18 protein-coding genes are annotated in these 21,735 nt (G+C 64.9%); 10 read left to right on the top strand and 8 right to left on the bottom strand.

From position 1 onward, the window contains the following. The first annotated feature begins 197 nt into the window (after positions 1-197). Both HQ394_RS04195 and HQ394_RS04200 read left to right on the top strand, forming a co-directional pair. On the top strand, positions 198-1,208 hold the full coding sequence (locus HQ394_RS04195; RefSeq protein ID WP_190262156.1) for an IS110 family RNA-guided transposase: 1,011 nt from the start codon (positions 198-200) through the stop codon (positions 1,206-1,208). Positions 1,209-1,748: 540 nt separating this feature from the next. After that, a complete protein-coding gene (locus tag HQ394_RS04200) occupies positions 1,749-2,426 on the top strand; it encodes a hypothetical protein (RefSeq protein WP_190262157.1) in 678 nt (225 codons plus the stop codon). A gap of 77 nt (positions 2,427-2,503) precedes the next feature. On the opposite strand, the gene HQ394_RS04205 is transcribed toward HQ394_RS04200, so the two are convergent. The 3 genes from HQ394_RS04205 to HQ394_RS04215 form a co-directional block, all read right to left on the bottom strand. Beyond that, positions 2,504-2,671 (bottom strand): hypothetical protein, encoded by a 168-nt coding sequence (locus HQ394_RS04205; RefSeq protein ID WP_190260090.1) that lies wholly within the window; start codon positions 2,669-2,671, stop codon positions 2,504-2,506. Further along, positions 2,668-3,855 (bottom strand): IS701 family transposase, encoded by a 1,188-nt coding sequence (locus tag HQ394_RS04210; protein ID WP_190262158.1) that lies wholly within the window; start codon positions 3,853-3,855, stop codon positions 2,668-2,670. Before HQ394_RS04210 ends, HQ394_RS04205 begins: the two co-directional genes overlap by 4 nt. Before the next feature lie 188 nt (positions 3,856-4,043). Beyond that, a complete protein-coding gene (locus HQ394_RS04215; protein WP_190262159.1) occupies positions 4,044-4,307 on the bottom strand; it encodes a type II toxin-antitoxin system RelB/DinJ family antitoxin in 264 nt (87 codons plus the stop codon). 365 nt (positions 4,308-4,672) lie between these two features. On the opposite strand from HQ394_RS04215, the gene HQ394_RS04220 reads away from it, so the two are divergent. Next, on the top strand, positions 4,673-5,683 hold the full coding sequence (locus HQ394_RS04220) for an IS110 family RNA-guided transposase (RefSeq protein ID WP_190262160.1): 1,011 nt from the start codon (positions 4,673-4,675) through the stop codon (positions 5,681-5,683). A 249-nt stretch (positions 5,684-5,932) separates the two neighbouring features. On the opposite strand, the gene HQ394_RS04225 is transcribed toward HQ394_RS04220, so the two are convergent. After that, positions 5,933-6,199 carry a hypothetical protein gene (locus HQ394_RS04225; protein WP_190262161.1) on the bottom strand — a complete coding sequence of 89 codons (267 nt, stop codon included), beginning with the start codon at positions 6,197-6,199 and terminating at the stop codon, positions 5,933-5,935. A gap of 185 nt (positions 6,200-6,384) precedes the next feature. On the opposite strand from HQ394_RS04225, the gene HQ394_RS04230 reads away from it, so the two are divergent. Beyond that, a complete protein-coding gene (locus HQ394_RS04230; protein ID WP_190262162.1) occupies positions 6,385-7,467 on the top strand; it encodes a toll/interleukin-1 receptor domain-containing protein in 1,083 nt (360 codons plus the stop codon). 92 nt (positions 7,468-7,559) lie between these two features. After that, positions 7,560-7,790: a hypothetical protein gene (locus tag HQ394_RS04235; RefSeq protein WP_190262163.1), complete on the top strand. Its 231-nt coding sequence runs from the start codon at positions 7,560-7,562 to the stop codon at positions 7,788-7,790. A 65-nt stretch (positions 7,791-7,855) separates the two neighbouring features. Here HQ394_RS04235 and HQ394_RS04240 read toward each other — a convergent pair whose 3' ends face one another. The 3 genes from HQ394_RS04240 to HQ394_RS04250 all read right to left on the bottom strand — a co-directional run bounded on the left by HQ394_RS04240 (position 7,856) and on the right by HQ394_RS04250 (position 12,914). Continuing rightward, positions 7,856-8,986 carry an IS4 family transposase gene (locus tag HQ394_RS04240; protein ID WP_190260604.1) on the bottom strand — a complete coding sequence of 377 codons (1,131 nt, stop codon included), beginning with the start codon at positions 8,984-8,986 and terminating at the stop codon, positions 7,856-7,858. A gap of 159 nt (positions 8,987-9,145) precedes the next feature. After that, positions 9,146-12,643: a transcription-repair coupling factor gene (mfd, locus tag HQ394_RS04245; RefSeq protein WP_190262164.1), complete on the bottom strand. Its 3,498-nt coding sequence runs from the start codon at positions 12,641-12,643 to the stop codon at positions 9,146-9,148. 4 nt (positions 12,644-12,647) lie between these two features. After that, on the bottom strand, positions 12,648-12,914 hold the full coding sequence (locus HQ394_RS04250) for an FAD assembly factor SdhE (RefSeq protein WP_190262165.1): 267 nt from the start codon (positions 12,912-12,914) through the stop codon (positions 12,648-12,650). A 72-nt stretch (positions 12,915-12,986) separates the two neighbouring features. Between HQ394_RS04250 and recG the strand changes: the two genes are divergently transcribed. Together recG and HQ394_RS04260 are read left to right on the top strand one after the other, a co-directional pair. Continuing rightward, positions 12,987-15,068, top strand: a complete 2,082-nt coding sequence (recG, locus tag HQ394_RS04255) for an ATP-dependent DNA helicase RecG (RefSeq protein WP_190262166.1) — start codon at positions 12,987-12,989, stop codon at positions 15,066-15,068. An 84-nt stretch (positions 15,069-15,152) separates the two neighbouring features. Continuing rightward, positions 15,153-16,130 carry a CorA family divalent cation transporter gene (locus tag HQ394_RS04260; protein WP_190262167.1) on the top strand — a complete coding sequence of 326 codons (978 nt, stop codon included), beginning with the start codon at positions 15,153-15,155 and terminating at the stop codon, positions 16,128-16,130. A 46-nt stretch (positions 16,131-16,176) separates the two neighbouring features. On the opposite strand, the gene HQ394_RS04265 is transcribed toward HQ394_RS04260, so the two are convergent. Further along, positions 16,177-16,920 carry a carbonic anhydrase family protein gene (locus HQ394_RS04265; RefSeq protein WP_190262168.1) on the bottom strand — a complete coding sequence of 248 codons (744 nt, stop codon included), beginning with the start codon at positions 16,918-16,920 and terminating at the stop codon, positions 16,177-16,179. Between the two features lie 570 nt (positions 16,921-17,490). Between HQ394_RS04265 and HQ394_RS04270 the strand changes: the two genes are divergently transcribed. From HQ394_RS04270 to HQ394_RS04280, 3 genes are all read left to right on the top strand, one after another. Continuing rightward, on the top strand, positions 17,491-19,413 hold the full coding sequence (locus HQ394_RS04270; protein WP_190262169.1) for an NHL repeat-containing protein: 1,923 nt from the start codon (positions 17,491-17,493) through the stop codon (positions 19,411-19,413). Positions 19,414-19,619: 206 nt separating this feature from the next. Next, complete coding sequence (locus HQ394_RS04275) at positions 19,620-20,303, top strand: hypothetical protein (protein ID WP_223291840.1); 684 nt, start codon at positions 19,620-19,622, stop codon at positions 20,301-20,303. Positions 20,304-20,470: 167 nt separating this feature from the next. Then, on the top strand, positions 20,471-21,499 hold the full coding sequence (locus HQ394_RS04280) for an IS110 family RNA-guided transposase (RefSeq protein WP_190262170.1): 1,029 nt from the start codon (positions 20,471-20,473) through the stop codon (positions 21,497-21,499). Positions 21,500-21,735 lie beyond the last annotated feature (236 nt).

Raw genomic sequence — 21,735 nt, forward strand, 5'->3', positions numbered from 1 at the left:
GAGCAAGCCAAAATGTGTTCGCATCAAGAGCGGTGTCCCGGATGCAATCCGGGACACCGGCCGCCCCGCACATCTGCCTGCGGCTAACGGATGCTTCGATCGGGGCGGCACGGGCGCCCTGGATTTCATCCGTTGGGGTGGACGGCCCCGCGGCATCTGGTGCCAAGGTTCGCTGTCGAAGTGAACAGGAGCCGTCCATGACCGAGCTTACCCGCATTGCGATCGACACGTCCAAGTCCGTCTTCACCCTACATGGCACGGATGCCGACGGGCGGGCGGTGCTGCGCCGCAATCTGCGCCGCCAGGACATGGTACCATTCTTCGCGCGCCGCCCGCCGATGGAGGTGGTGCTGGAGGCCTGCGGCGGCTCGCATCACTGGGGCCGTGTGCTGGCTGGGCTCGGCCACACGGTGCGGTTGATCCCGCCGCAATACGTCAAACCCTTCGTCAAGCGCGGCAAGAACGATCGCAACGATGCCGAGGCGATCAGCGAAGCCGCGGCCCGGCCGGAGATGCGCGAGGTCGCGGTCAAGTCGGCGGACCAGCAGGCCAACGCGATGCTGCTGTCGGTGCGCGAGTTGCTGGTGCGCCAACGCACGCAGCTGGTCAACGCGCTGCGCGGACACGCGGCCGAGTTCGGTCACGTCGGCCGCCTTGGCCGCCAAGGCGTGGCAAAGCTGCTGGCCGACGTCGCCGAGGACGCGGAGCTGCCGACGCCGGCGAGGGACGCATTGGCGTTGCTGGGCGCCGAGATCGGTCGGCTGGATGCGCGGCTGGCCGAAGTCGACGCCCGGCTGGTGGCGCAACACAAACAGACGCCAACCAGCAAGATGCTGGCGGAGGTGCCGGGGATCGGGCCGATCGGCGCGTTGAGCCTGGTGCTGCGGGTCGATTTCAGCCAGTTCAAGTCGGGGCGGCATTTCGCCTCCTGGCTGGGGCTGACTCCGCGCGAGCATTCCACCGGCGGCAAGACGCGGCTGGGCGGGATCAGCCGCGCCGGCGACGAGCGGCTGCGCCAGTTGCTGGTGCTGGGAGCAACCGCGGTGATCCGACAGGCCAAGCCGGGAAAGGCCTCGGCGTGGCTCATCGCTTTGCTGGCGAGGCGGCCGCGCAAGCTCGCGGCGGTCGCGCTGGCCAACAAGATGGCCCGCATCGTCTGGGCGATGATGACGAGTGGAGAGGCGTATCGCCAGCCGGCAACCGCTTGACCACTCGTTGATGCCGCAGGTGCAGGGCTGAGGACGGAGAGATGCTGATCGGTCGAGCCGACGATCCACAGAACCCGGGTAGCCCGGTGGCCATCAAGGCCGCTAATCCGTTTGGGCGTGGATCGCGGAACCCATCTGGGCCAGCGGACATCGTGCCGCGCAAAACAGGCCGGACACACGACTGCCATCGCACCAGATCAGATTTTCTCCCCCTCACCCCTTGCACCCAGGGGGCCGTCCACACACAGGCTACGCCTGCTGTTCGGTACCACGCCATAATCGCCAAGCCCCGCACGCCCATCGAACCCAACGAACCGTCAAACGCCAGCCAATCTCGCCCACTCAGAGCCCGACAGCGGCAATGTCCGCTCCAGCATCGTCCGCATGTGGGCAACGGATCAGACGGCAGGGCAGCAGCGCACGGCTGATAGCGGTTGCCTTGCCTCCCCTCGTTCTTGACCACGGGTTGTGTTGATGGTCCGCAACGAGTAATTTGACGAGGGCAAGCCATTTGCCGGCATAAAGGGGGAGACACAAGGAATGCGACTGCGACAACGGACAGTTCGCTGGTCCGCCGGTGTTCTTGCGGCGGCCGTCGCTATCGGCGCCGGACAGGACGCGTCCGCGTGCAACGGCACTTTGGAGTTGCGCAAAATCGCCACGTCCGGGCTGGTTCGATACAACTTTTCCCTGGCGCTGACGGACGCTGCGACCGCAACCGGGATCAGGTTAAGCGCGCCGAACAAGGTGACCGACAGCTCCAACTCGCTGCGGATGAACTATATCGAGCTGGTCTCGCCGCCTTTGACCCTGGCGCAGCTGGACGCGCAATTTCCCTCCGGGCTGTACCAGGTTTACTGCAGCCCCGGGACGACACCGGCCATCGCGGTCAACCTGACCCGCGCGTTTCCGAGCCTGCCGGCGATCACCGCTCCGGCCAATGGAGCGCTGATCGCCGACCGGACGCCAACGGTCACCTGGACTGTCGCCACGTCACCCAATGCGTTCGTCCTGCAGCTCGTCCGCAACAACGGGCGGATCACCGAACTCAATGTCGAACTGCCAGGGTCGGCGCGATCGTACACGATCCCCGAGGGCGTCCTCGCCGCGAACGCGCAATACGCGCTTCTGCTGAATGCAAGAAAGGCGATCGGCGCGGCCGGCAGTGGCAATGCCCTGGTCAGCGGCCGGCAGATCACTTTCTCGACCACCCCCTGATGCGCCTCGGCGACGGATCCAGGGAGGCCTCTAAACGCCATCCGTCGAGACGGAAGCCCGCATAAGGCGGCTTAGTACTACAGTTGCGTTTCTAGTCGTTTCTTGCGGTGACTGCTGGCGGCTGTCGTTTGGTGGCTGCGGCGCCATCGTGAGCAGGCCCAGACGAAGGCGGGATGGGTTTTCGCCCGGAACAGGATCCTTTCGAGCATGTGGCGGATTTCCGGCGTGGCGAGCGGGACGGTCATGCGGCCGCGGCGGCCGGACTCGTTTTGTCCCGTTTATCGAAGGCGATCCGGCGCTGGTCGGCCGACAATTTGGCGAGGAAGGCGGCGGCAGCGAGGACCAGGCTCATGTGGCGATGCCATCCGTGCCAGGAGCGCGCCTCGCAGTGATCGAGGCCGAGGTCGTCCTTCGCCCGCAGGAAGCACTCCTCGATCGTCCAGCGGAGGCCTGCGGCAGCGGCAAGCTCGGGCAGGGACGTGCCTTGCCGGGCATAGGCAAGGTAATAGGCGAGTGCTTGCGCATCACGCCGGCTGCGGCGGATGAGCAGCCAGCGCTCGAAACCGTCATCCGTCGACCATCCGAGCGGCAGCCTTGCCCAGTCGTAGAGCCTTGGACCCTTCGCCCCCTCGCCGGCGGTCAGCGACGACCACGCATCGTCCGCCAGCGTGTCCAGCATGGTGGCAGGGTCGGTCTGGACGAGGGTCCCGTCCTCGAGGAAGCGAAGGGTGTGGTTGGAGCGTACGGCAAGGACATAAGGCTGGGCGGCGGCCCTCGAGCAGGTNNGCCGGAGTTGACTGTCCGAGCCGTAGAGCGCATCGGCGAGAACCCAGGCGCAAGGCGGGCCGGCGTCGAGCGTCCGCTCGATCATCTCCCGCGCCATCGCCGGCTTGGTCTTGAATTCGACGTCGTCCGGCACGGCGGCCGTCCGGCGGCGCGTCGCATCGTCCGCCCAGTCTTTCGGCAGGTACAGCTGCCGGTCGATGAGCGCGTGGCCCCAGCGGCTGGCGTAGGCGACGAAAACGCCGACCTGGCAGTTCTCGATCCGGCCGGCGGTGCCCGAGTACTGACGGCCGACACCCACCGAGTGCCGGCCCTTCTTCAGGAAACCGGTCTCATCGACAACGAGCACGCCGCCCGGATCACCCAGCGCGTTCGTCACGTACCCGCGCACCAGATCGCGAAGCTGGTCTGCCGACCATGAACTGCGTCCGAGCAGTGACTGGAGGCGATAGGGTGCCTCGAGGCCCGCCTGTTCGGCCAGCATCCAGCCGGTCTTGCGCGATGCCGCCGAGAACAGCCCGTCGATGAACATCCCGGCCGAACGGCGCGTCTCCGCCCGCCCCAGCGCCGGCGCGATCACCCGCCTCAACCCCTCGAGCTCCGCCTTCCAATCAACAAGCGTGCCCGCCCATTCCGCCACACCCATCCGTCGCCCTCCCACAGCCGCAGGCAACGGAACCATATTAGAGGATAAAATGCAACTGTAGTAGTAGGTTGCGTAATCCGCCGAATGGATCAAGGCTCAATGCCCGTTGACTTAGTCCCCGCGCCAGCATGCGACGGAATACGCCAGGGGCTATTTCGCCCTACACGGGCTTAAACTGCGTGGTGCGTTCAATCTCCCGCATTCAGGTCCTTGAGCAGCGCGTCCACATCCTTGAAGCGCGGCAAACCGCCGCTGCGCGCTTCCCGCATCGCCGCGATCGTCTCGGCGTTCGGCGCCTGCAGGTCGAAAGGCAAAGCCTTCTCCCGGGCGATCCGCGTCAGCATCAGCCGAAACGCATCGGAGACGGTAAGACCCATTGCCTTGAGGACGGCGGCAGCTTCTTCCTTGATCTGCGCGTCGATGCGAGCGCGCACGACAGCATTTTCACTCATGGTGCCGATCTCCTTTGAGCTACGATGTAGCCCACCTTGGGGCACCATTCCAGCGTGTAGGGCCGAAAAGCCTTTGCGTATTCCGCCGCATGGCGGAGTTTGCCGCGTTACCGAGGCCGCCGATTGGAGACAGGCCTCTGAAACGTTGGGCGGCTGACACATGGGGTGGAATACGCAAAGAGGCTATTGCGCTCTCCGCGAGCGGCCGTGAACCCAGTGCTGGGCGGCTCGGCCACAGTGAGATGCGGTGCCGGCGCAGGTGTCGATCGGGGCAGGCGCGGGCACCCTGGATTTCATCCGTTGGGGTGGACGGCCCCGCGGCATCTGGTGCCAAGGTTCGCTGTCAAAGTGAACAGGAGCCGTCCATGACCGAGATTACCCGCATTGCGATCGACACGTCCAAGTCCGTCTTCACCCTGCATGGCACGGATGCCGACGGGCGGGCGGTGCTGCGACGAAATCTGCGCCGCCAGGACATGGTGCCATTCTTCGCGCGCCGACCGCCGATGGAGGTGGTGCTGGAGGCCTGCGGCGGCTCGCATCACTGGGGCCGTGTGCTGGCTGGGCTCGGCCACACGGTGCGGTTGATCCCGCCGCAATACGTCAAACCCTTCGTCAAGCGCGGCAAGAACGATCGCAACGATGCCGAGGCGATCAGCGAAGCCGCGGCCCGGCCGGAGATGTGCGAGGTCGCGGTCAAGTCGGCGAGGCAGCAGGCCAACGCGATGCTGCTGTCGGTGCGCGAGCTCCTGGTGCGCCAACGCACGCAGCTGGTCAACGCGCTGCGCGGACACGCGGCCGAGTTCGGTCATGTCGGCCGCCTTGGCCGCCAAGGCGTGGCAAAGCTGCTGGCCGACGTCGCCGAGGACGCGGATCTGCCGACGCCGGCGAAGGACGCATTGGCGTTGCTGGGCGCCGAGATCGGTCGGCTGGATGCGCGGCTGGCCGAGGTCGACGCCCGGCTGGTGGCGCAACACAAACAGACGCCAACCAGCCAGATGCTGGCGGAGGTGCCGGGGATCGGGCCGATCGGCGCGCTGAGCCTGGTGCTGCGGGTCGACTTCAGCCAGTTCAAGTCGGGGCGGCATTTCGCCTCCTGGCTGGGGCTGACTCCGCGCGAGCATTCCACCGGCGGCAAGACGCGGCTGGGCGGGATCAGCCGCGCCGGCGATGAGCGGTTGCGCCAGCTGCTGGTGCTGGGAGCAACCGCGGTGATCAGGCAGGCCAAGCCGGGAAGAGCCTCGGCTTGGCTCATCGCTTTGCTGGCAAGGCGGCCGCGCAAGCTCGCGGCGGTCGCGCTGGCCAACAAGATGGCGCGCATCGTCTGGGCGATGATGACGCGCGGCGAGGCGTATCGCCAGCCGGCCACCGCCTGACCACTCTTTGATGCCAAGGGTGCAGGGCTGAGGACGGAGAGATGCTGATCGGTCGAGCCGACGATCCACAGAACCCGGGTAGCCCGGTGGCCATCAAGGCCGCTAATCCGTTTGGGCGTGGATCGCGGAACCCATCTGGGCCAGCGGACATCGTGCCGCGCAAAACAGGCCGGACACACGACTGCCATCGCACCAGATCAGATTTTCTCCCCCTCACCCCTTGCACCCAGGGGGCCGTCCACACACAGGCTACGGCTTGCTGAAGGCTAACTGCCGGGCGACCTGGCAGATGTCGAGGCATTCTTCGCCGACCCGCCACCGGACGGCGTGCATCGCTGCGAGACCACCGACGCCGACCACGGCCGGATCGAGGCTCGCCGGCATGCGGTGAGCCATGACGTCGCCTGGCTCGCGTCGGACCGCCGATATCCCGATGAAACGGCGATGCCGGGGCTCGCCGCCGTCGCCATGGTCGAGGCGACGTTGCGGATGGTCCGACGCCTTCGCACGCTCCATCCCCTGCCAAATGCGATAGCCGTGCGCCCTACGCTAGCTTCACTTGTGCTCCGGCGCCACTTAAAATATTCCTGAGCGCTCAGACGTGTGGGGACAAAGGCTGCTCCTGTGCCCTATCAGGGCCTAACGGACCCAGCTTCGAGAATGCGGGCTTCCTTATTAGCAAACAGTAGTTGAGGGGGGCTATGTCAATTAACGGAACTGTTTTCATCTCTTACGTCAAAGAAGATGCAAAGATTGCAATGCGCATCTATCGCGATTTACGGGGAAATAAAATCGATGCGTGGATAGATAGCGAATGCCTTAAGCCTGGTAGTGACTGGAGCGCAGAAATTCAGCGCGTTATAGACGATAGCCGTTATTTCATACTTGTCGTGTCCCGCACATCAGTCTACAAGATTGGTCATTATCAAGCAGAAACCAAAGCTGCCTTAAAGAAACTTGAGCGTTTTCCGTTTGGTAACGTATTTATTATCCCGGTGCGCGTCGAAGAAGTTGAAATAAGCCATCCTGATATAAGAAAGTTACATATCATTGACTTATTTCCCTACAAGCAGGGAATGAGAAAAATTCTGCAACATATATCCATAAATGACGACAAATTGGCAAAGCAAGGAGAAGCGCTTATCAGAAAACTCACTACCAATGGTATTTCTCCTGAGCAGGCTACGAGAGAAATTTGTTCGTTGTTAGTTTCAAACCCGAAGCTTACGCAGAGGGAAAAAGATATATGCCAGCAGCTTATGCATTGTCTAGATAAGGGGTACGCTAGAAATCAAAAGGAGATATACATACGTATCGGACTGCTTTATGCCTTGCTTGAGGGGATTAATAAAGTAATTGACTCGGCGATAGAAGGAAGTAATGGATCATCGCGGACGCAGGCCCCTGCGGGTAATACGGTCGAGCCCCACCCTTCTGTACGTGGAGAACCACAAAGTTCTCCATCAACGGATCAAGCTTCTCCCTCACCTCTCTCTGATGTTACCCCCGAGCCGCCTAGAACTACTTCTGCTGAGGGCGAAATATTTTTGCGGAAGCCATCTCCGTCTTTTCGGCCCGCGCCTAGCTCACAGGCTCCTCGGGTTGGACACGCGCCGCGAGTTCCGCATTCAGCAGGGCCAATGCACGTTACCCCGCCTTCCTCACCGTTTGTCAACCAACTAAGCGGAGATAGCTTACAATACTCTGATTTATCGGGTTTTGGACTATCTGGGCACATTGCGGACCAAGCGGTGCGGTCGGCGGGGAGGCCACCCGCAGCCTAGCTGAGCACGGCGCATCCAACGTCGTTGAGCATGCTATTGATAAGGGCGGACGAGCGATTGCGAGCGAAGTTGCGAACCAATCGATCCAGGCCTTGACCGAAAACGCAGCGCAGGTTGGCAATACTGTAGTCGAAGGCGTCGCACATGAAACGATTACAAAGGTTGTCGGCGAAATTGCAGATAGTGCCGCCGTTACAGCTGTTGAGAAAGCGCTACATTGGTTGATTGAAAAGGTGATTTACGGATTCATCTCTCTAATAATTTTCGTCGCGTTATACGTAGTACATCATGTTTGGGACTACATAATGTCACTCTTCGGATGACGAAAAGATAATCGAAATGGTAATCGCATTGACCTACCCCTTCCCTCCCTCATCAATCCCCTCATTTAAGCTATGTTCGTCAGTTGGGCGGTGATTGGTTTGTTTTTTAGCATTTCGAGGAACCTTTCGATCAACGGCCGGAGGCGGGGTTCGGGCATGGCCGGGATGAGGTCGTAGAGCATGCAGCCCTGGCGGAACAGGGAATGGGTTCGGCGTTTGGCGGTGTTGACCTTGAGGTGGCGGTCCATGCCGAGCGCTTCGCCGGCCTCGCCGAGCAGGGTGAGGAACAGCACGGCGAAGGCGTTGAGCAGGAGCAGGCGGTCGCGGCGCTGCGGATCGCCGATGCGCACGGCGCCGAGCCCCATGCCGAAGCGCAGATCCTTGGTGTCGCGGAAGCTGGGCTCGATGGTCCAGCGTCTGGCGTAGAGGTTGACGATTTCGCGGGCCGATGCGTCTGCCTTGCTCGTCGCCAAACACCAGGGCTCCTTCATCGCCTTGGCGTGGACACAGACGACGGCGCCGACCGGTTGCGCGGCGGCAGTGACCGAGGCGCCGCGCAGATGGCGCGCCCGGCCGCCCTTGCCGACCCACTCGGCCGCCGCCCGGCTTTCTCCGTCGGCGGCGTCGACGCGGATGTCGCCGCGGAACCGGATGACATAGGCGAAGCCCAATTTCGTCAGATAATCGAACAGTTTGCGGTCGCCGAAGCCGCGGTCGGCGAGGATCGTCGCCGTCGTCCCCGCCGGCAACACCCCGGCAAGGCGGCCGAGACACGCATCCTCGATGGCGTTGCGCTGGCCCGCCAGTTCCGCCTTCAGCATCGTCAGCCACAACAGCGGCGTCGCCCGGCCGTGCCCGGTCACCAGATTGAGCGCCAGCGTCGCCTGCCCGTCGGCGTCGAAATCGGTCCAGTCCATGGCGACGACGATTTCCTTGCGGCCGCCAACCGCCTCCGGAACCCATTGCCCGAACATCTCCCAGACGGAGACGCCGGCGTTGCTCAGCAGCCTGTCGACCTGTTTGACCGCATGCTTGGTCAGCAATCCCCGCGCCTGCGCCAACGCATGGCCGATCATCGAAACCGCCAGCGACGCACCGGTCATCACCCCCAGCGTGCCGTTGGCCAGCGACGCGATCCGTTTGGCGTGAACATGCCCCGCGAAAACCCCATCAAGAAACCGACGAACGTCGGTCAAACGAAACTCAGGACGCGCTACCCCGTTCACTTCCCCACCCCAACCCTCGAAACCTTCCTCTCACCCTGCATAACCGACCGCCGCCGCAAAGCTCATCCGTAGCAACCCATTGATCCGTATCAAAACTCAAAATGAGGGGATTCCTGAACTTCCCTCCCCCTACCCCTTCACCGCCCCCTTCCCCTTCGCGATCTTTGCCAGTTCGCCGACCAGGGCGCGGACGCCGACCAGCCGGTCCTTCGACGTCTCCCAGTCGCGGCGGAAGACCAGTTTCTGGTCGGGGCGAAGTTTGCAGGTGTTGGCTTGGCGGCTGATGAACCGGACCAGTCCCGCAGGATCGGCGAACAGGTTGTTGCGGAAGGCGATCACCGCCCCCTTCGGTCCGGCGTCGATCTTCTCGATCCCTGCCTCGCGGCAGTAGCGCTTGATCGCCACCACCTGCAGCAGGTTGTTCACCTCGTCCGGCAGCGGGCCGAAGCGGTCGATCAGCTCCGCGGCAAAGCCCTCAAGCTCCGCGCGGCTGCCCACGTCGGCTAGTCGGCGGTAGAGGCCGAGCCTGAGCCCCAGGTCGGGGACGTATGGTTCGGGGATCAGCACGCTTAGCCCGAGCGCGATCTGCGGACTCCACTCCTCGCTCCCCGCCTCGGTATCGCCGCGCGCCGTCGCCACCGCCTCCTCCAGCATCTGCTGGTAGAGCTCGATGCCCACCTCGCGGATGTGCCCCGACTGCTCGTCGCCCAACAGGTTGCCGGCGCCGCGGATGTCGAGGTCATGGCTGGCGAGGGTGAAACCGGCGCCCAGCGCATCCAGCGCCTGCATCACCGACAGCCGCTTCTCCGCCGCCGGCGTCAGCTTCTTGCGCGGCGGCAGCGTCAGGTAGGCGTAGGCACGCAGCTTGCCCCGCCCCACCCGGCCGCGCAGCTGATAGAGCTGCGCCAAGCCGAACATGTCGGCACGATGGATGACGATGGTGTTGACCGTCGGCAGGTCGAGGCCGGACTCGATGATGTTGGTGGACAACAGCACGTTGTAGCCGCCCTCGTAGAAGGCGCCGACGGCGGCCTCCAGGTCCTTCACCGACATCCGGCCGTGGGCGCGCACCACCGTCACCTCCGGGACCAGCGCCGTCAGCATCGTCGTCAACTCGTCCAGGTCCTCGATCCGTGGGCAGACGTAAAAGGTCTGACCGCCGCGCAGCAGGTGCTCGCGCAGGATCGCTTCGCGGATCACCACCGGATCGAACTCGCTGACGAAGGTGCGCACGGCGAGACGGTCCACCGGCGGCGTGGTGATCAGGCTGAGCTCGCGCACCCCGGACAGCGCCATCTGCAAGGTGCGCGGGATCGGCGTCGCGGTGAGGGTGAGGACGTGGACGTCGGCCTTGAGCTTTTTGAGCTGCTCCTTGTGGGCGACGCCGAAGTGTTGCTCCTCGTCGATGATCAGCAGGCCCAGATCGCGAAAGCGCACATCCTTGGCCAGCAGCGCGTGCGTGCCGACGACGATATCCACCGTCCCCTCCGCCAGCTCCTTTTTCACCGCCTTGGCGGCGGCGGTGGAAACAAACCGCGACAGCTCAGCGATGCGCACCGGAAAGCCACGGAAGCGCTCGCTGAAGGTGCGGTGATGCTGGCGACAAAGCAGCGTCGTCGGGACGACCACCGCCACCTGGCGGCCTTCCAGGGCCACCACGAAGGCCGCCCGCAATGCCACCTCGGTCTTGCCAAAGCCCACGTCGCCGCACACGAGGCGGTCGGTCGGCCGGCCGCTGCCGAGATCGGCGACCACGTCTTCGATCGTCTTCAACTGGTCGTCGGTCTCGGTGAAGGGAAAGCGGGCGCAGAACTCGTCGAAGGGTCCCGACAGCGGTGCCGCCGCGGGCGCCTCCTTCAGTGCCCGGGCAGCGGCAACGCGGATCAGTTCATCGGCGATCAGGCGGATGCGCTGCTTCATCCGCGCCTTGCGCGCCTGCCAGGCGCCGCCACCCAGCTTGTCGAGGGCGACACCGTCGCCGTCGGAGCCGTAGCGGCTGATCATCTCGATGTTCTCCACCGGCAGGTAGAGCTTGTCGTTGCCGGCGTAGATGAGCCTGAGGCAGTCGTGCGGTGCACCGCCCACCGCCAGCGTCTCCAGACCTTCGTAGCGACCGATGCCGTGGTCCACGTGCACCACCAGATCACCCTGAGAGAGTGAGGTCGCCTCGGTGAGGAAATGCTCCGGTTTCGCCCGCCGGGCGCCACGCCGCACCAGCCGGTCGCCGAGAATATCCTCCTCGGTAATCACCGTCAGATCGGTGGCGACGAAGCCGCGCTCCAGCGGCAGCATGGCGAAGGCCACCTGCTTCACCGCCAGCTTTTCCGCCTCAGCCCAACCGGCAACGCTGCAGGTGCCGCGCAGACCGTGTTCGGTCAGCAGCGCGAGCAGGCGTTCACGCGAGCCGCGGCTGACGGCGGCGACCAGGACCCGCCGGCCAGCCTGCTGATGCTCGCGGATACGCTGGATGACCGCTTCGAAGACATTGCTGTCCGGGCGCTTGCGAGCTTCAGCGAAATCGAGGCCGGAGCGGCCGCCGGCGTCCCACACCCGCCGCTCGGCCTCCGGCATGGCGAAGGGCGACAGCACGGTGACCATCCGTTGCGCCAGCGCCGCATCAAGGCCGTCGCGATCGAGAAACAGGCTTTCGGGCGACACCGGGTAGTAGGGTGCGGCGCCGGCAGCGAACCGGCCGGCATCGATCGTCCGTCGTGCCTGATAATAGTCGGCAACCGCTTCCAGCCGGGTAGCGACTGCGTCCTCCACTTGATGATCGACCACCACCGACGCTGCCGGCAGATAATCGAACACCGTCTCCAGCCGTTCATGAAACAGCGGCAGCCAATGCTCCATGCCGCTGTGGCGATGCCCGGCGGAAACGGCAGTATACAGCGGATCGTCGGCGACGGCGGTGCCCGCCAGCAGCCGATAGCCGGCGCGGAAGCGACGAATGCTGGCCGGATCGAGCCGCACCTCGCTCACCGGCCGCAGGTCCACTGCCTCCACCTTCCCCGTCGTCCGCTGGCTGGTCAGATCGAAGGTGCGCAGGCTCTCCACCTCATCGCCGAATAGGTCGATCCGCACCGGCTCGGTCCGGCCGCTGGGGAAGACATCGACGATGCCGCCGCGGACGGCGCACTCTCCCGCCTCGCTCACCGTCTCCACCCGCACGTAGCCGTTCGCCTGCAGGAAGGTGATGAGGTCTTCGAGGTTGATCGGATCCCCGCGGCTGACGACGAAGCTGGACAAGGCCCAGATGTCGCGCGGTGGCACCCGCTGAAGCACGGCGGCGACCGTCGTCAGGACGATCCGCGGCCGGTCGGGCTTCGCCTTCGCCGCCAAGCTCGCCAGCGCATCCACCCGGCGGCTGACGATCTCCGGATGCGGAGAGGCCCGATCGTAGGGCAGGCAGTCCCAGGCGGGCAGTTCGATCCGCTCCACGTCCGGCGCGAAGAAATCGAGACCTTCGGCCAGGCGCACCAGGCGCACGTCGTCGCGGGCGATCAGCAGGGCGCCGGCAGGCGACAGCCGGGCGAGCTGGCCGATGATCCGTGCATCATGCCCCGCAGGCGCACCGGCGATGAGCGCGCGGCCGCCCTGGGCAACAAGGTCAGCGAGGGTCGTCAATGACTTACGGGATATACTGGAAGTTGAGCAGCCGCTGCATGACCGGATGTTCGAGCTCGGGCGGGTAGGGTGTCTTGCCGGTCATCCAGGCGTTGAGGTCGATGTCGTTGTGGTCCATCAACAGCCGCTCCAACCACTCCACCTCTGCGTCGGACAAGGACGGCAGATGCCGGTCGACAAACGCCCCGAACAGGATATCGTTTTCCTTCATCCCCGTATGGTGGCTGCGAAACACCACGCGCTTGCGGCGTGTTTCGGCGGTATCAACCATTCTCTCTCTCCTCAAGGCCGGCCGTAGGATATAGAGGCGCCTTACCCCTCTTGTCAGCCGTTTCGACCACGGATGCGCCCGGAAGTTCTCTACCCCCTTTTTGCCCCTGTGCGCAGCCTGCCAGGGGTCGGAGCTCAACTGGAGACGACGCTGACCCGTCTCGCCGGATCGCGCGTGCTCGATCTCCTGTGGCATCTGCCGGTGACCATCGTCGAACGACGACGCCTGGCTAGCCTGGCCGACGCCGGCGCCGGCCCCGTCATTCTCTCCCTTCGCATCGACGAGCACGAAGCACCGCGATCGCCACGGCATCCCTATCGCGTCTGGTGCTCGGACGACAGCGGCAACACCACAGCCCTCGTCTTCTTCCACGCCCGGCCGGACTACCTGCAGCGGGTGCTGCCTCCGGGCGAGGTTCGCCTCGTCAGCGGCGTTCTCGATCGTTACGGCGAAACGGCGCAGATCACCCACCCCGACTACATCGTCGGCGCGGACGAGGCGGACTCGATCCCGCAGATCGAGACGATCTATCCGCTTGCCACCGGCCTCAGCGGCAAGGTGCTGCGTCGCCTCGTCGGCGCGGCGCTGCAGCGTGCCCCCGCGCTCGACGAATGGCTTGATCCGGCGCTCGTCCGCCAGCGCGGCTGGCCCCACTGGCGAGACGCGCTGGCACTGCTGCATGCCCCGGCCGACGCGACGGTGCTCGAACCCACCTCGCTGCCGCGCTGCCGCCTCGCCTACGATGAACTGCTGGCCAACCAGCTGGCGCTGGCGGTGATGCGCGGTCATCTGAAGCGGCAGCCGGGGCGGGCGCTGCGCGGCGACGGCCGGCTGCGCCGCCGCCTGCTTGCCTCCCTGCCCTTCCCGCTCACCGCCGCCCAGACCGCCGCGGCGGCGGAGATCGACACCGACATGCAGGCGCCAACGCGGATGCTGCGGCTGCTGCAGGGTGACGTGGGCAGTGGCAAGACAGTGGTGGCACTGCTGGCGATGCTGGCGGCGGTGGAGACCGGTGCCCAGGCAGTCCTGATGGCACCGACGGAACTCCTCGCCCGCCAGCACGGTGAAACCCTTGGCCGCTTTGCCAAGAGCCTCGGCCTCACCGCCGCGGTGCTCACCGGCCGGGAGAAGGGTGCACCACGCGAGCGGCTGCTGACCGCTCTGGCCGAGGGGACGATCAACATCGTCGTCGGCACCCACGCGCTGTTCCAGGAAAGCGTTGCCTTTGCCGATCTGGCGCTGGTGGTGATCGACGAGCAGCACCGCTTCGGTGTCCACCAGCGGCTGAGCCTGGCGGGCAAGGGTGCCGCCGCCGACGTCCTGGTGATGACCGCCACGCCGATCCCGCGCACCCTGATGCTGGCGGCCTACGGCGATCTCGATGTCTCCCGGCTGGAAGAAAAGCCGCCCGGCCGCACCCCAATCGTCACCCGCGCTATTCCCCTTGACCGACTAGAGGAGGTGGTCGCCGCTGTCGGCCGTTCGTTGGCCAGGGGTGACCGCGTCTACTGGGTCTGCCCTCTGGTCAGTGTGTCCGAGACCCTCGACGTGGCGGCAGCAGAGGAACGTTTTGCCACCCTGCACGAGAGCTTCGGCGATCGTGTCGGTCTGCTGCATGGTCGGATGAGTGCGGCTGAGAAGGACAAGACGATGGCCGCCTTCGTCGCCGGCCGGATTGCGGTGCTGGTCGCCACCACGGTCATCGAGGTGGGCGTCGATGTGCCGGAAGCGACGGTGATGGTCATTGAGCACGCCGAGCGGTTCGGACTTGCCCAACTGCACCAGCTGCGTGGCCGCGTCGGCCGCGGTGAAGGCCAATCGTCGTGCCTGCTGCTTTACGCGCCGCCGCTCACCGCCACCGCCCACGCCCGCCTCGCCATCCTGCGCGAGACCGACGACGGCTTTCGCATCGCCGAGGAAGACCTGCGTCTGCGCGGTGCCGGCGAGCTGCTCGGCGTCCGCCAGAGTGGCCTGCCCACCTTCCGCGTCGCCGATCTGGCAGCGCACGCCGACCTGCTACCGATTGCCCGCGACGATGTGCAGCTGATCCTCGGCCGCGACCCGGACCTGGAGAGCCCGCGCGGGCGGGCGCTACGTACCCTGCTCTACCTGTTCGAACGCGATGCTGCCGTCGGCTATCTGCGCTCTGGCTGACCCGGACCTGGATTTCCCTGTCGAGAGCAGGTAGACCGCGCGCGTGGTTTCCTGTGAGGCAGCACAAGGGACAGAGCAGCAGCGATGGGCGTCGAACTGAACGACAATCGCGGGCTGATTTGCGGGTTCGCGCTGCAGCCCGATGCGAGTGCCACGCCCCTGGACGCCGCGGCGATCGATCGCTTGGCGCCTTCGCCCGCCAACCCGGTCTGGTTGCACTTCAATTACAATGACGGGCGTGCCCGCGACTGGATCGCCAACTGTCCCTGGATCGCCGAAGAAGGGCGCGAGGCGCTGCTCGTTGCCGACCACAGCATCCGCTTCGAGACCGCCGGCAGCGGAATCTTCATCGTCCTTGGCGAAGCGTACGCCGATGATCGCGAAAGCTTCGGCGTCTTCAATGTCTATCTGGACCGCCACTGCATGGTGACCACGCGGCGTCACCAGTTGACCGCCATCGGCAAGCTGCGCAACGATCTGGCGCAGGGGTTGGCCCTCAGTAACACCACCGCCCTCTTCCTGCGCCTTCTCGAGCACAAGGCAGCCACCTTCGCGAAGTCAACGCAGGACTGCATCGAGGCTCTCGACGATTTCGAAGAACTGGTGTTTTCCGGCCACTTCCGCCGGGCCAGCAATCTAGGACGGGAGCGCCAGCTGATGGCGCGCGTGCGTCGCCAGCGGGCTGGCAACCGTCAGGCGATGGGCGAGATGCTGGAGCACCCGCCCACCTGGTGGGACGAGGAGGCAACGATGGATCTGCGTCGCGCCATTGCCCGCCTGACCTCCACCGCCCAGGATCTCGACCTCGCCGCCGACCGCGCCCGGCTGCTCAGCGAGGAAATCGACAGCCGGATGAACGAGGCGACCAACCGTAACCTTTATTTCGTCTCCGTGCTTGCCGCCGTATTCCTGCCGATCACGCTGATCTCAGGCGTCTTCGGCATGAACGTCGGCGGCCTGCCCTGGGTCGAGGATCCGTACGGCTTCTTCTGGACCATGCTGCTGATGGCGGGCGCGATCCTGACGGTGCTATGGTTCCTGCGCCGGCGCGGCATTTTCTGACCCACGGCCCGGAAGGCATCCAGGCACCCTGGGCAGACGGCCAATGTTACATGAAGACGACTTTACCGGTGTGAACGTCATACATCGCTCCGGCGATGGCGATCTTTCCCTGCTCGGCCATCTCGCGCAGAATGGCGCTGCGCTGGCGGATGCGCTCCATCGTCAAGACCACGTTCTTGTCGGCGACCGCCTGGACAAACGCATGATTGCTGGACGTCCGGTCGGCATCGAAGCCGGAGACCGCCGCCACCGCAGGTTTGATGTTGGCGAGCGTTTGCGTGAGGTTGCCGAGAACGACATCGTCGCAAGCGCCCATGATCGCGCCGCACTCGGTATGGCCAATGACGAGGACCAGCTTGGCGCCTGCGGCGGCGCATGCAAACTCAATGCTGCCGAGGATATCGTCGTTGACAAAGTTGCCAGCGATCCGGGCGCTGAAAATATCGCCGATGCCCTGGTCGAAGATCAGTTCATTGGAGGCGCGGGAGTCGATGCAGCCGACGATCGCCGCAAACGGAAACTGACCGCCGCCCGTGGCCTTGACCTGCTGCATCAGGTCGCGGCGCAGCATTTTGCCGGCGACGAAGCGCTCGTTGCCATCCTTCAACATTTGCAGCGCTTGCTGCGGCGTGATCGCCGCCTGGGTTTGCTGGGTCTGGGTCACCGCTTCCGGTTCGGCAGCGCCTGCCGGCACCGCCACCGTCGCCAGGCTTGAGGCTGCGCCGGCGGCAAACAGCGTGCTTCCCGCCATCTTCAAGAAGCCGCGACGGTCATGTGCGAGGTTGTTCATTCCGACCCTCCGTTCGAATTGCCCCGCGATTAACCGCAGGAAAAGGCGACATCAATCATCGCGATGACGCCATTTCTTGATAAATCTGTCGTGTTCGCGGGAGTAATCAGCAAACAGGCGCGCCTGTTGGGCACTTATGAAAGGATATTACCGTTGGAGTTTGAACTCTAGCCTCGCCTCGCCGTGCTGCCAACCCCTATCGTGCGAGCGTCTCAGCTTGCGGAAGGGCCGTGTTTCGCCATAAGGAGACTCGTGGGCGCGCCGATTGCGAACTCGGGTGGTGTGCGTTGTCGGAGGTTAAGCGGACGCTGCACGGTGGATTGAAGCGAAGCTTGATCAGCATAGTCTTTTCGGGCGACAACGTTCGGGTAGATCGGGCCTTTGACCATTCCGACCGACGCGCGCTGTCCGGCCGGCGCGATCGCATCGCCGGACAGAATCCAGATCATCGGCCATTTCTCTCGGGACGGGGGTCGTCGAACAATGCCTATCACTCGAAAGCTCTGGCTCAGTCTCCTAGCGCTCGGTGCCGCCATCATGGCCCCAACGCCTCCGGCGTCTGCGCAGTCGATGCTCCAAGGGCAGGTCCTCGGCGCGGGCGCGCCGATCGCCGAGTCCACCGTGACCTTATGGGCGGCGAGTCCGGGCGCGCCGAAACAGTTGGCACAGGCGCGCACCGGCACTGACGGCCGGTTCACGCTCACCGAAGACGGGGCGCCCACCCAGGATTCGATCCTTTATGTCATCGCCAAGGGTGGTATTCCATCGGCCAATAAGGCCGGCGGCAACAATCCGGCGATCGCGCTGATGACCGTGCTGGGGACGACGGCGCCAAAGACCGTAACCATCAACGAACTCACCACCGTGGCCTCGGCGTTTACCGCCGCGCGCTTCATCACCGGGGAATTGATCTCCGGGAACGGGCTCGGACTGCGGATTGCCGCCGGGAACGTGCCCAACCTGGTGGACCCGGCGACCGGCGGGTGGGGCAAAGTGCTCCTGGATCCGCTCAACAGCACCCAAACCACGACGCTCGCGAACCTGGACACACTCGGCTCGCTGATCTCCGCTTTCTTCACCGTGGCGAACGACGATTGGCGCGCGCGCTTCCTCAAGTCCGCAACCCCAACCGGCGGCGCGACCCCCAAGACCACCCTCGAGGCGATGGCGGGCATTGCCCGCGAGCCGTGGGCCCACCCTCAGGATCTCTTCGCGCTGTTCGAAGAAGCCTACCCGCAGCCGAAGGATGGCGCCCGGCGAGAGGCGCCGTTCGTGCCATACCTTGCCTGGACCCCGCCCGACTTCGCCCTCAGCCTCTGTTTCGCGGGCGGCGGGGTGTACGCCAATGGCCGGTTCATGTTCGATGCGGACGGCAACCTGTGGAGCGGCCAGAACTGGATGCCCGGCTCCCAATCCGGCGTTCGCAAGAGCATCGGTGGCGGCGTGGTCAAGTTCACCCCCAACGGGATTCCGCTCTCCCCGCCGATCACCGGCTTCACCGGCATGGGCATAGACGGAGTCGGCTGGGGTACCGCGGTTACGCTCGACAAGGTCTGGATCACCAGCTTCAACGGCAAAATCCTGGTGATGGACCTCAACGGCAAACCGATCGGCTCGGAGAGCGACTTCCCCTTCAAAGAGAAGTTCCTCGGCCTGATGGGCGTCGGTGTCGCGGCGAACGGCGACGTCTGGATTGCCGATGGCTCGGACAACCAGTTGCTGCACTTCCCCGGCGGCCGAGTGAAGGACGGACGGATCGTCAAGGTCGCGGGGCTGAAGTCTCCCTTCGACATCGTCATCGACGCGCAAAATCGAGTCTGGGTCGCCAACTCCCAGTCGGACACGGTCGTGCGGTTCCCGGCCGACGATCCCACGAAGGTGGAATCCTTCCGGGCCGGAATCAGTGTCCGCGGCCTTGCACTCGACTCGAAGAGTAACGTCTGGGTGGCGAGCCTTCTCTCGCTGGACTTCCCGGTACCGCACATTCCCGACGGCGCATCCATCATGGAGCAGTTCGGGCTCCTGGCTGGAGCCGCTCTGCATTATCCCCACCCAACCGGATTGGTCAGCATGATCCGCCCCGACGGCACGCAACCCGTGCCGACGGGCTTCACTGGCGGCGGCGCCGTCGATATCCCGTGGGGCCTGAACATCGACGGCAATGACGACGTCTGGGTCGCCAATCTATCGCCTCGTACAAGGGCCGTGGTGCTGATGGCCGGCGCCGACCCGAAGGGTCACCCCGCAGGCACGAAAACCGGCGACGTCATCCATATGTTCGAGGGCGGCAGTATCCAGATGCTCACCGACGTGGCGATCGATCCGGCCGGCAATGTCTGGGCGGCAAACAACTGGAATGTCCCCGAAGCGGCGGTCGGCGACCCTCCGGTCTACCGCACGTCGACCTGGGGCGGTGGGTCGGGCTTCACGATCATCTATGGCGTGGCGGCCCCGGTGAAGCCGCCACGGATCGGCGAAGTGCGCAAACCGTAGGTGATGGGAGACACGGGCATGACACGCCTAGGTTCACTGGGCGCGGTTTTGCTTGCTCTGTCGTTCCTCTCGACCGGCGCCGCCGCGCAGACGCCGGCGCCGAACCCGGTGCCGGCGCCGATGAGGGGAAGGCGGATGCCCCAAGAGCCGACGACACCGAGGCGCTGGCGAAGCAGGCGCAGAACCCGATCGCCAACCTGATCAGCGTGCCGTTCCAGAACAACACGACCTTCGATTACGGGCCGCGGCACCGCACGCAGAACATCTTCAACATCCAGCCGGTTCTGCCGTTCACGCTGAACGAGGACTGGAACCTGATCACGCGTTGGATTCTGCCGATCGTCCACCAGCCGTCGCTCGCCAGAGGCGATAGTTCCGACACCGGGACGGGGAACCTCAACCCGACACTGTTCCTCTCGACCTCGGTGGCGAAGGATGTTCTCGTCGGATTCGGTCCGACGTTTCTGTTGCCGACCGCGTCGAGCAACGAACTCGGCACCAAGAAGTGGGGCGCCGGTCCCTCGGCCGTGGCCGTGTGGACGCCGGGCCACTGGCTCGTCGGCACGCTCGTCAACAACATCTGGTCGTTTGCCGGCCCGGACAGAAACCAGTCGACGGTCAACCAGTTTCTGGCCCAGCCGTTCATCAACTACAACCTGTCCGATGGCTGGTACCTCACGAGCGCGCCGATCATCACCGCCAACTGGGAAGCCGACAGATCGGCCGACACATGGACCGTGCCGGTCGGCGGCGGCTTTGGCAAGCTGTCCCGCATCGACCCGTTACCGCCGATCAACGCCGAGTTGCAGGTGTTCCGCCTCGCCGAAGCGCCGCGCCACGGCGGCACCTGGGCGCTGCGCACGCAAGTGCAGTTCCTGTTTCCGAAGTAAGTGCGGGCGAGGGATGATCACGCGGTTGCTGAGCGCGTCATAGCAGAAGCCAGCGCAACCGAGGCTGAAATCGACGCACCTGATGCTGTGGACGGCTCTCCACCCGGCATCGGAGTGCCATAGAGTGGTTATTGCTGAGGTAACCACGCTGAAAAGGAGAGCCGCCCGTGGGAGAGGTTACGACGATTGGTCTCGACATTGCCAAGTCCGTATTTCAGGTCCATGGCGTCGACGCCGATGGACAGGTCGTCCTCCGCCAGCGCCTGACCCGCGCCCGCGTCTTGCCATTTTTCCGCAAACAGCCGGCATGCCGCGTCGGCATTGAGGCGTGCGCCACGGCACACCACTGGGCACGTGAACTCCTCACCCTTGGCCACGACGTCCGGCTGATGCCGCCGGCCTACGTCAAACCCTACGTCAAGCGGCAGAAGAACGACGCCGCCGACGCCGAAGCGATCTGCGAGGCGGTCGGGCGGCCAACCATGCGCTTCGTTCCGGTGAAGACGGTCGAGCAGCAGAGCGTGATGATGCTGCATCGCGTCCGGCTGATGCTGACCCGCCAGCGCACCCAGGTCGGCAACGCCATCCGCGCGCACCTCGCCGAGCTGGGCATCGTCGCACCGGTCGGCCGCAAGGGGCTGGCGAGCCTGCTCGCGATCATCGCCGACGAGACCGACGCACGGCTGCCGGCGGCCATGCGCTGTTGCCTCGCAATGCTAGCCGAACAGCTGCAGCTTCTGAGTGTGCAGATCCAAGAGAACGACCGTGCCATCCGTGAAACGATCCGCACCAGCGAGGTCGCCCGCCGGCTGATGGCAATCCCCGGCGTCGGTCCGCTGCTCGCCAGTGCCCTGGTCGCCAGCATTGCCGATCCGGCCACGTTCAAGTCCGGCCGCAACCTCGCCGCCTGGATCGGCCTCGTTCCGAAGCAGAACTCGAGCGGCGGCAAGGAGCGACTGGGGAGCATCAGCAAGCAGGGCAACCGCTATCTGCGGCAGTTGCTGGTTGTCGGCGCGCTGGCCGTCATCCGCCAAGCCCAGCGATACGGCAGCAAGCGGGCCTGGCTGATCGGGCTGATGGGCCGGCGGGCCACCCGGGTCGCGGCGGTGGCGCTCGCCAACAAAACGGCGCGGATGGCCTGGGCGATCATGACCTCNGGTGAATCCTACCGCGAGCCGAAGGCGGCCACGGCCTGATCTTGGAAGTAAAGACGCGATCCACCGAGCAGGACAAGGAGATTGGCAAGGGCAATCAGGCAGGTGATGCGGACAACGGTCGACACCGTCGGGGCGGGAAAACCCATTTATCCCAGCGCACGTCTTTCGAGTGCGGGCTCTTGGTTGGGACTCGTCCCCGCGAAGAAGGCATCAGGGCCTGCGGCCATGTACGCGCCGCATCACAAGGCCGAACACATGGTCGCACCGACCAACGC

It is taken from the genome of Defluviicoccus vanus (genome assembly GCF_014672695.1).
Taxonomy (GTDB): Bacteria; Pseudomonadota; Alphaproteobacteria; order Rhodospirillales; family Defluviicoccaceae; genus Defluviicoccus; species Defluviicoccus vanus.

Coding starts and splice junctions, on each gene's coding strand:
- HQ394_RS04195 (WP_190262156.1), top strand. CDS start 198: ATGACCGAGCTTACCCGCATTGCGATCGACACGTCCAAGTCCGTCTTC.
- HQ394_RS04200 (WP_190262157.1), top strand. CDS start 1,749: ATGCGACTGCGACAACGGACAGTTCGCTGGTCCGCCGGTGTTCTTGCG.
- HQ394_RS04205 (WP_190260090.1), bottom strand. CDS start 2,671: ATGACCGTCCCGCTCGCCACGCCGGAAATCCGCCACATGCTCGAAAGG.
- HQ394_RS04215 (WP_190262159.1), bottom strand. CDS start 4,307: ATGAGTGAAAATGCTGTCGTGCGCGCTCGCATCGACGCGCAGATCAAG.
- HQ394_RS04220 (WP_190262160.1), top strand. CDS start 4,673: ATGACCGAGATTACCCGCATTGCGATCGACACGTCCAAGTCCGTCTTC.
- HQ394_RS04225 (WP_190262161.1), bottom strand. CDS start 6,199: ATGGAGCGTGCGAAGGCGTCGGACCATCCGCAACGTCGCCTCGACCAT.
- HQ394_RS04230 (WP_190262162.1), top strand. CDS start 6,385: ATGTCAATTAACGGAACTGTTTTCATCTCTTACGTCAAAGAAGATGCA.
- HQ394_RS04250 (WP_190262165.1), bottom strand. CDS start 12,914: ATGGTTGATACCGCCGAAACACGCCGCAAGCGCGTGGTGTTTCGCAGC.
- recG (WP_190262166.1), top strand. CDS start 12,987: ATGCGCCCGGAAGTTCTCTACCCCCTTTTTGCCCCTGTGCGCAGCCTG.
- HQ394_RS04260 (WP_190262167.1), top strand. CDS start 15,153: ATGGGCGTCGAACTGAACGACAATCGCGGGCTGATTTGCGGGTTCGCG.
- HQ394_RS04265 (WP_190262168.1), bottom strand. CDS start 16,920: ATGAACAACCTCGCACATGACCGTCGCGGCTTCTTGAAGATGGCGGGA.
- HQ394_RS04270 (WP_190262169.1), top strand. CDS start 17,491: ATGCTCCAAGGGCAGGTCCTCGGCGCGGGCGCGCCGATCGCCGAGTCC.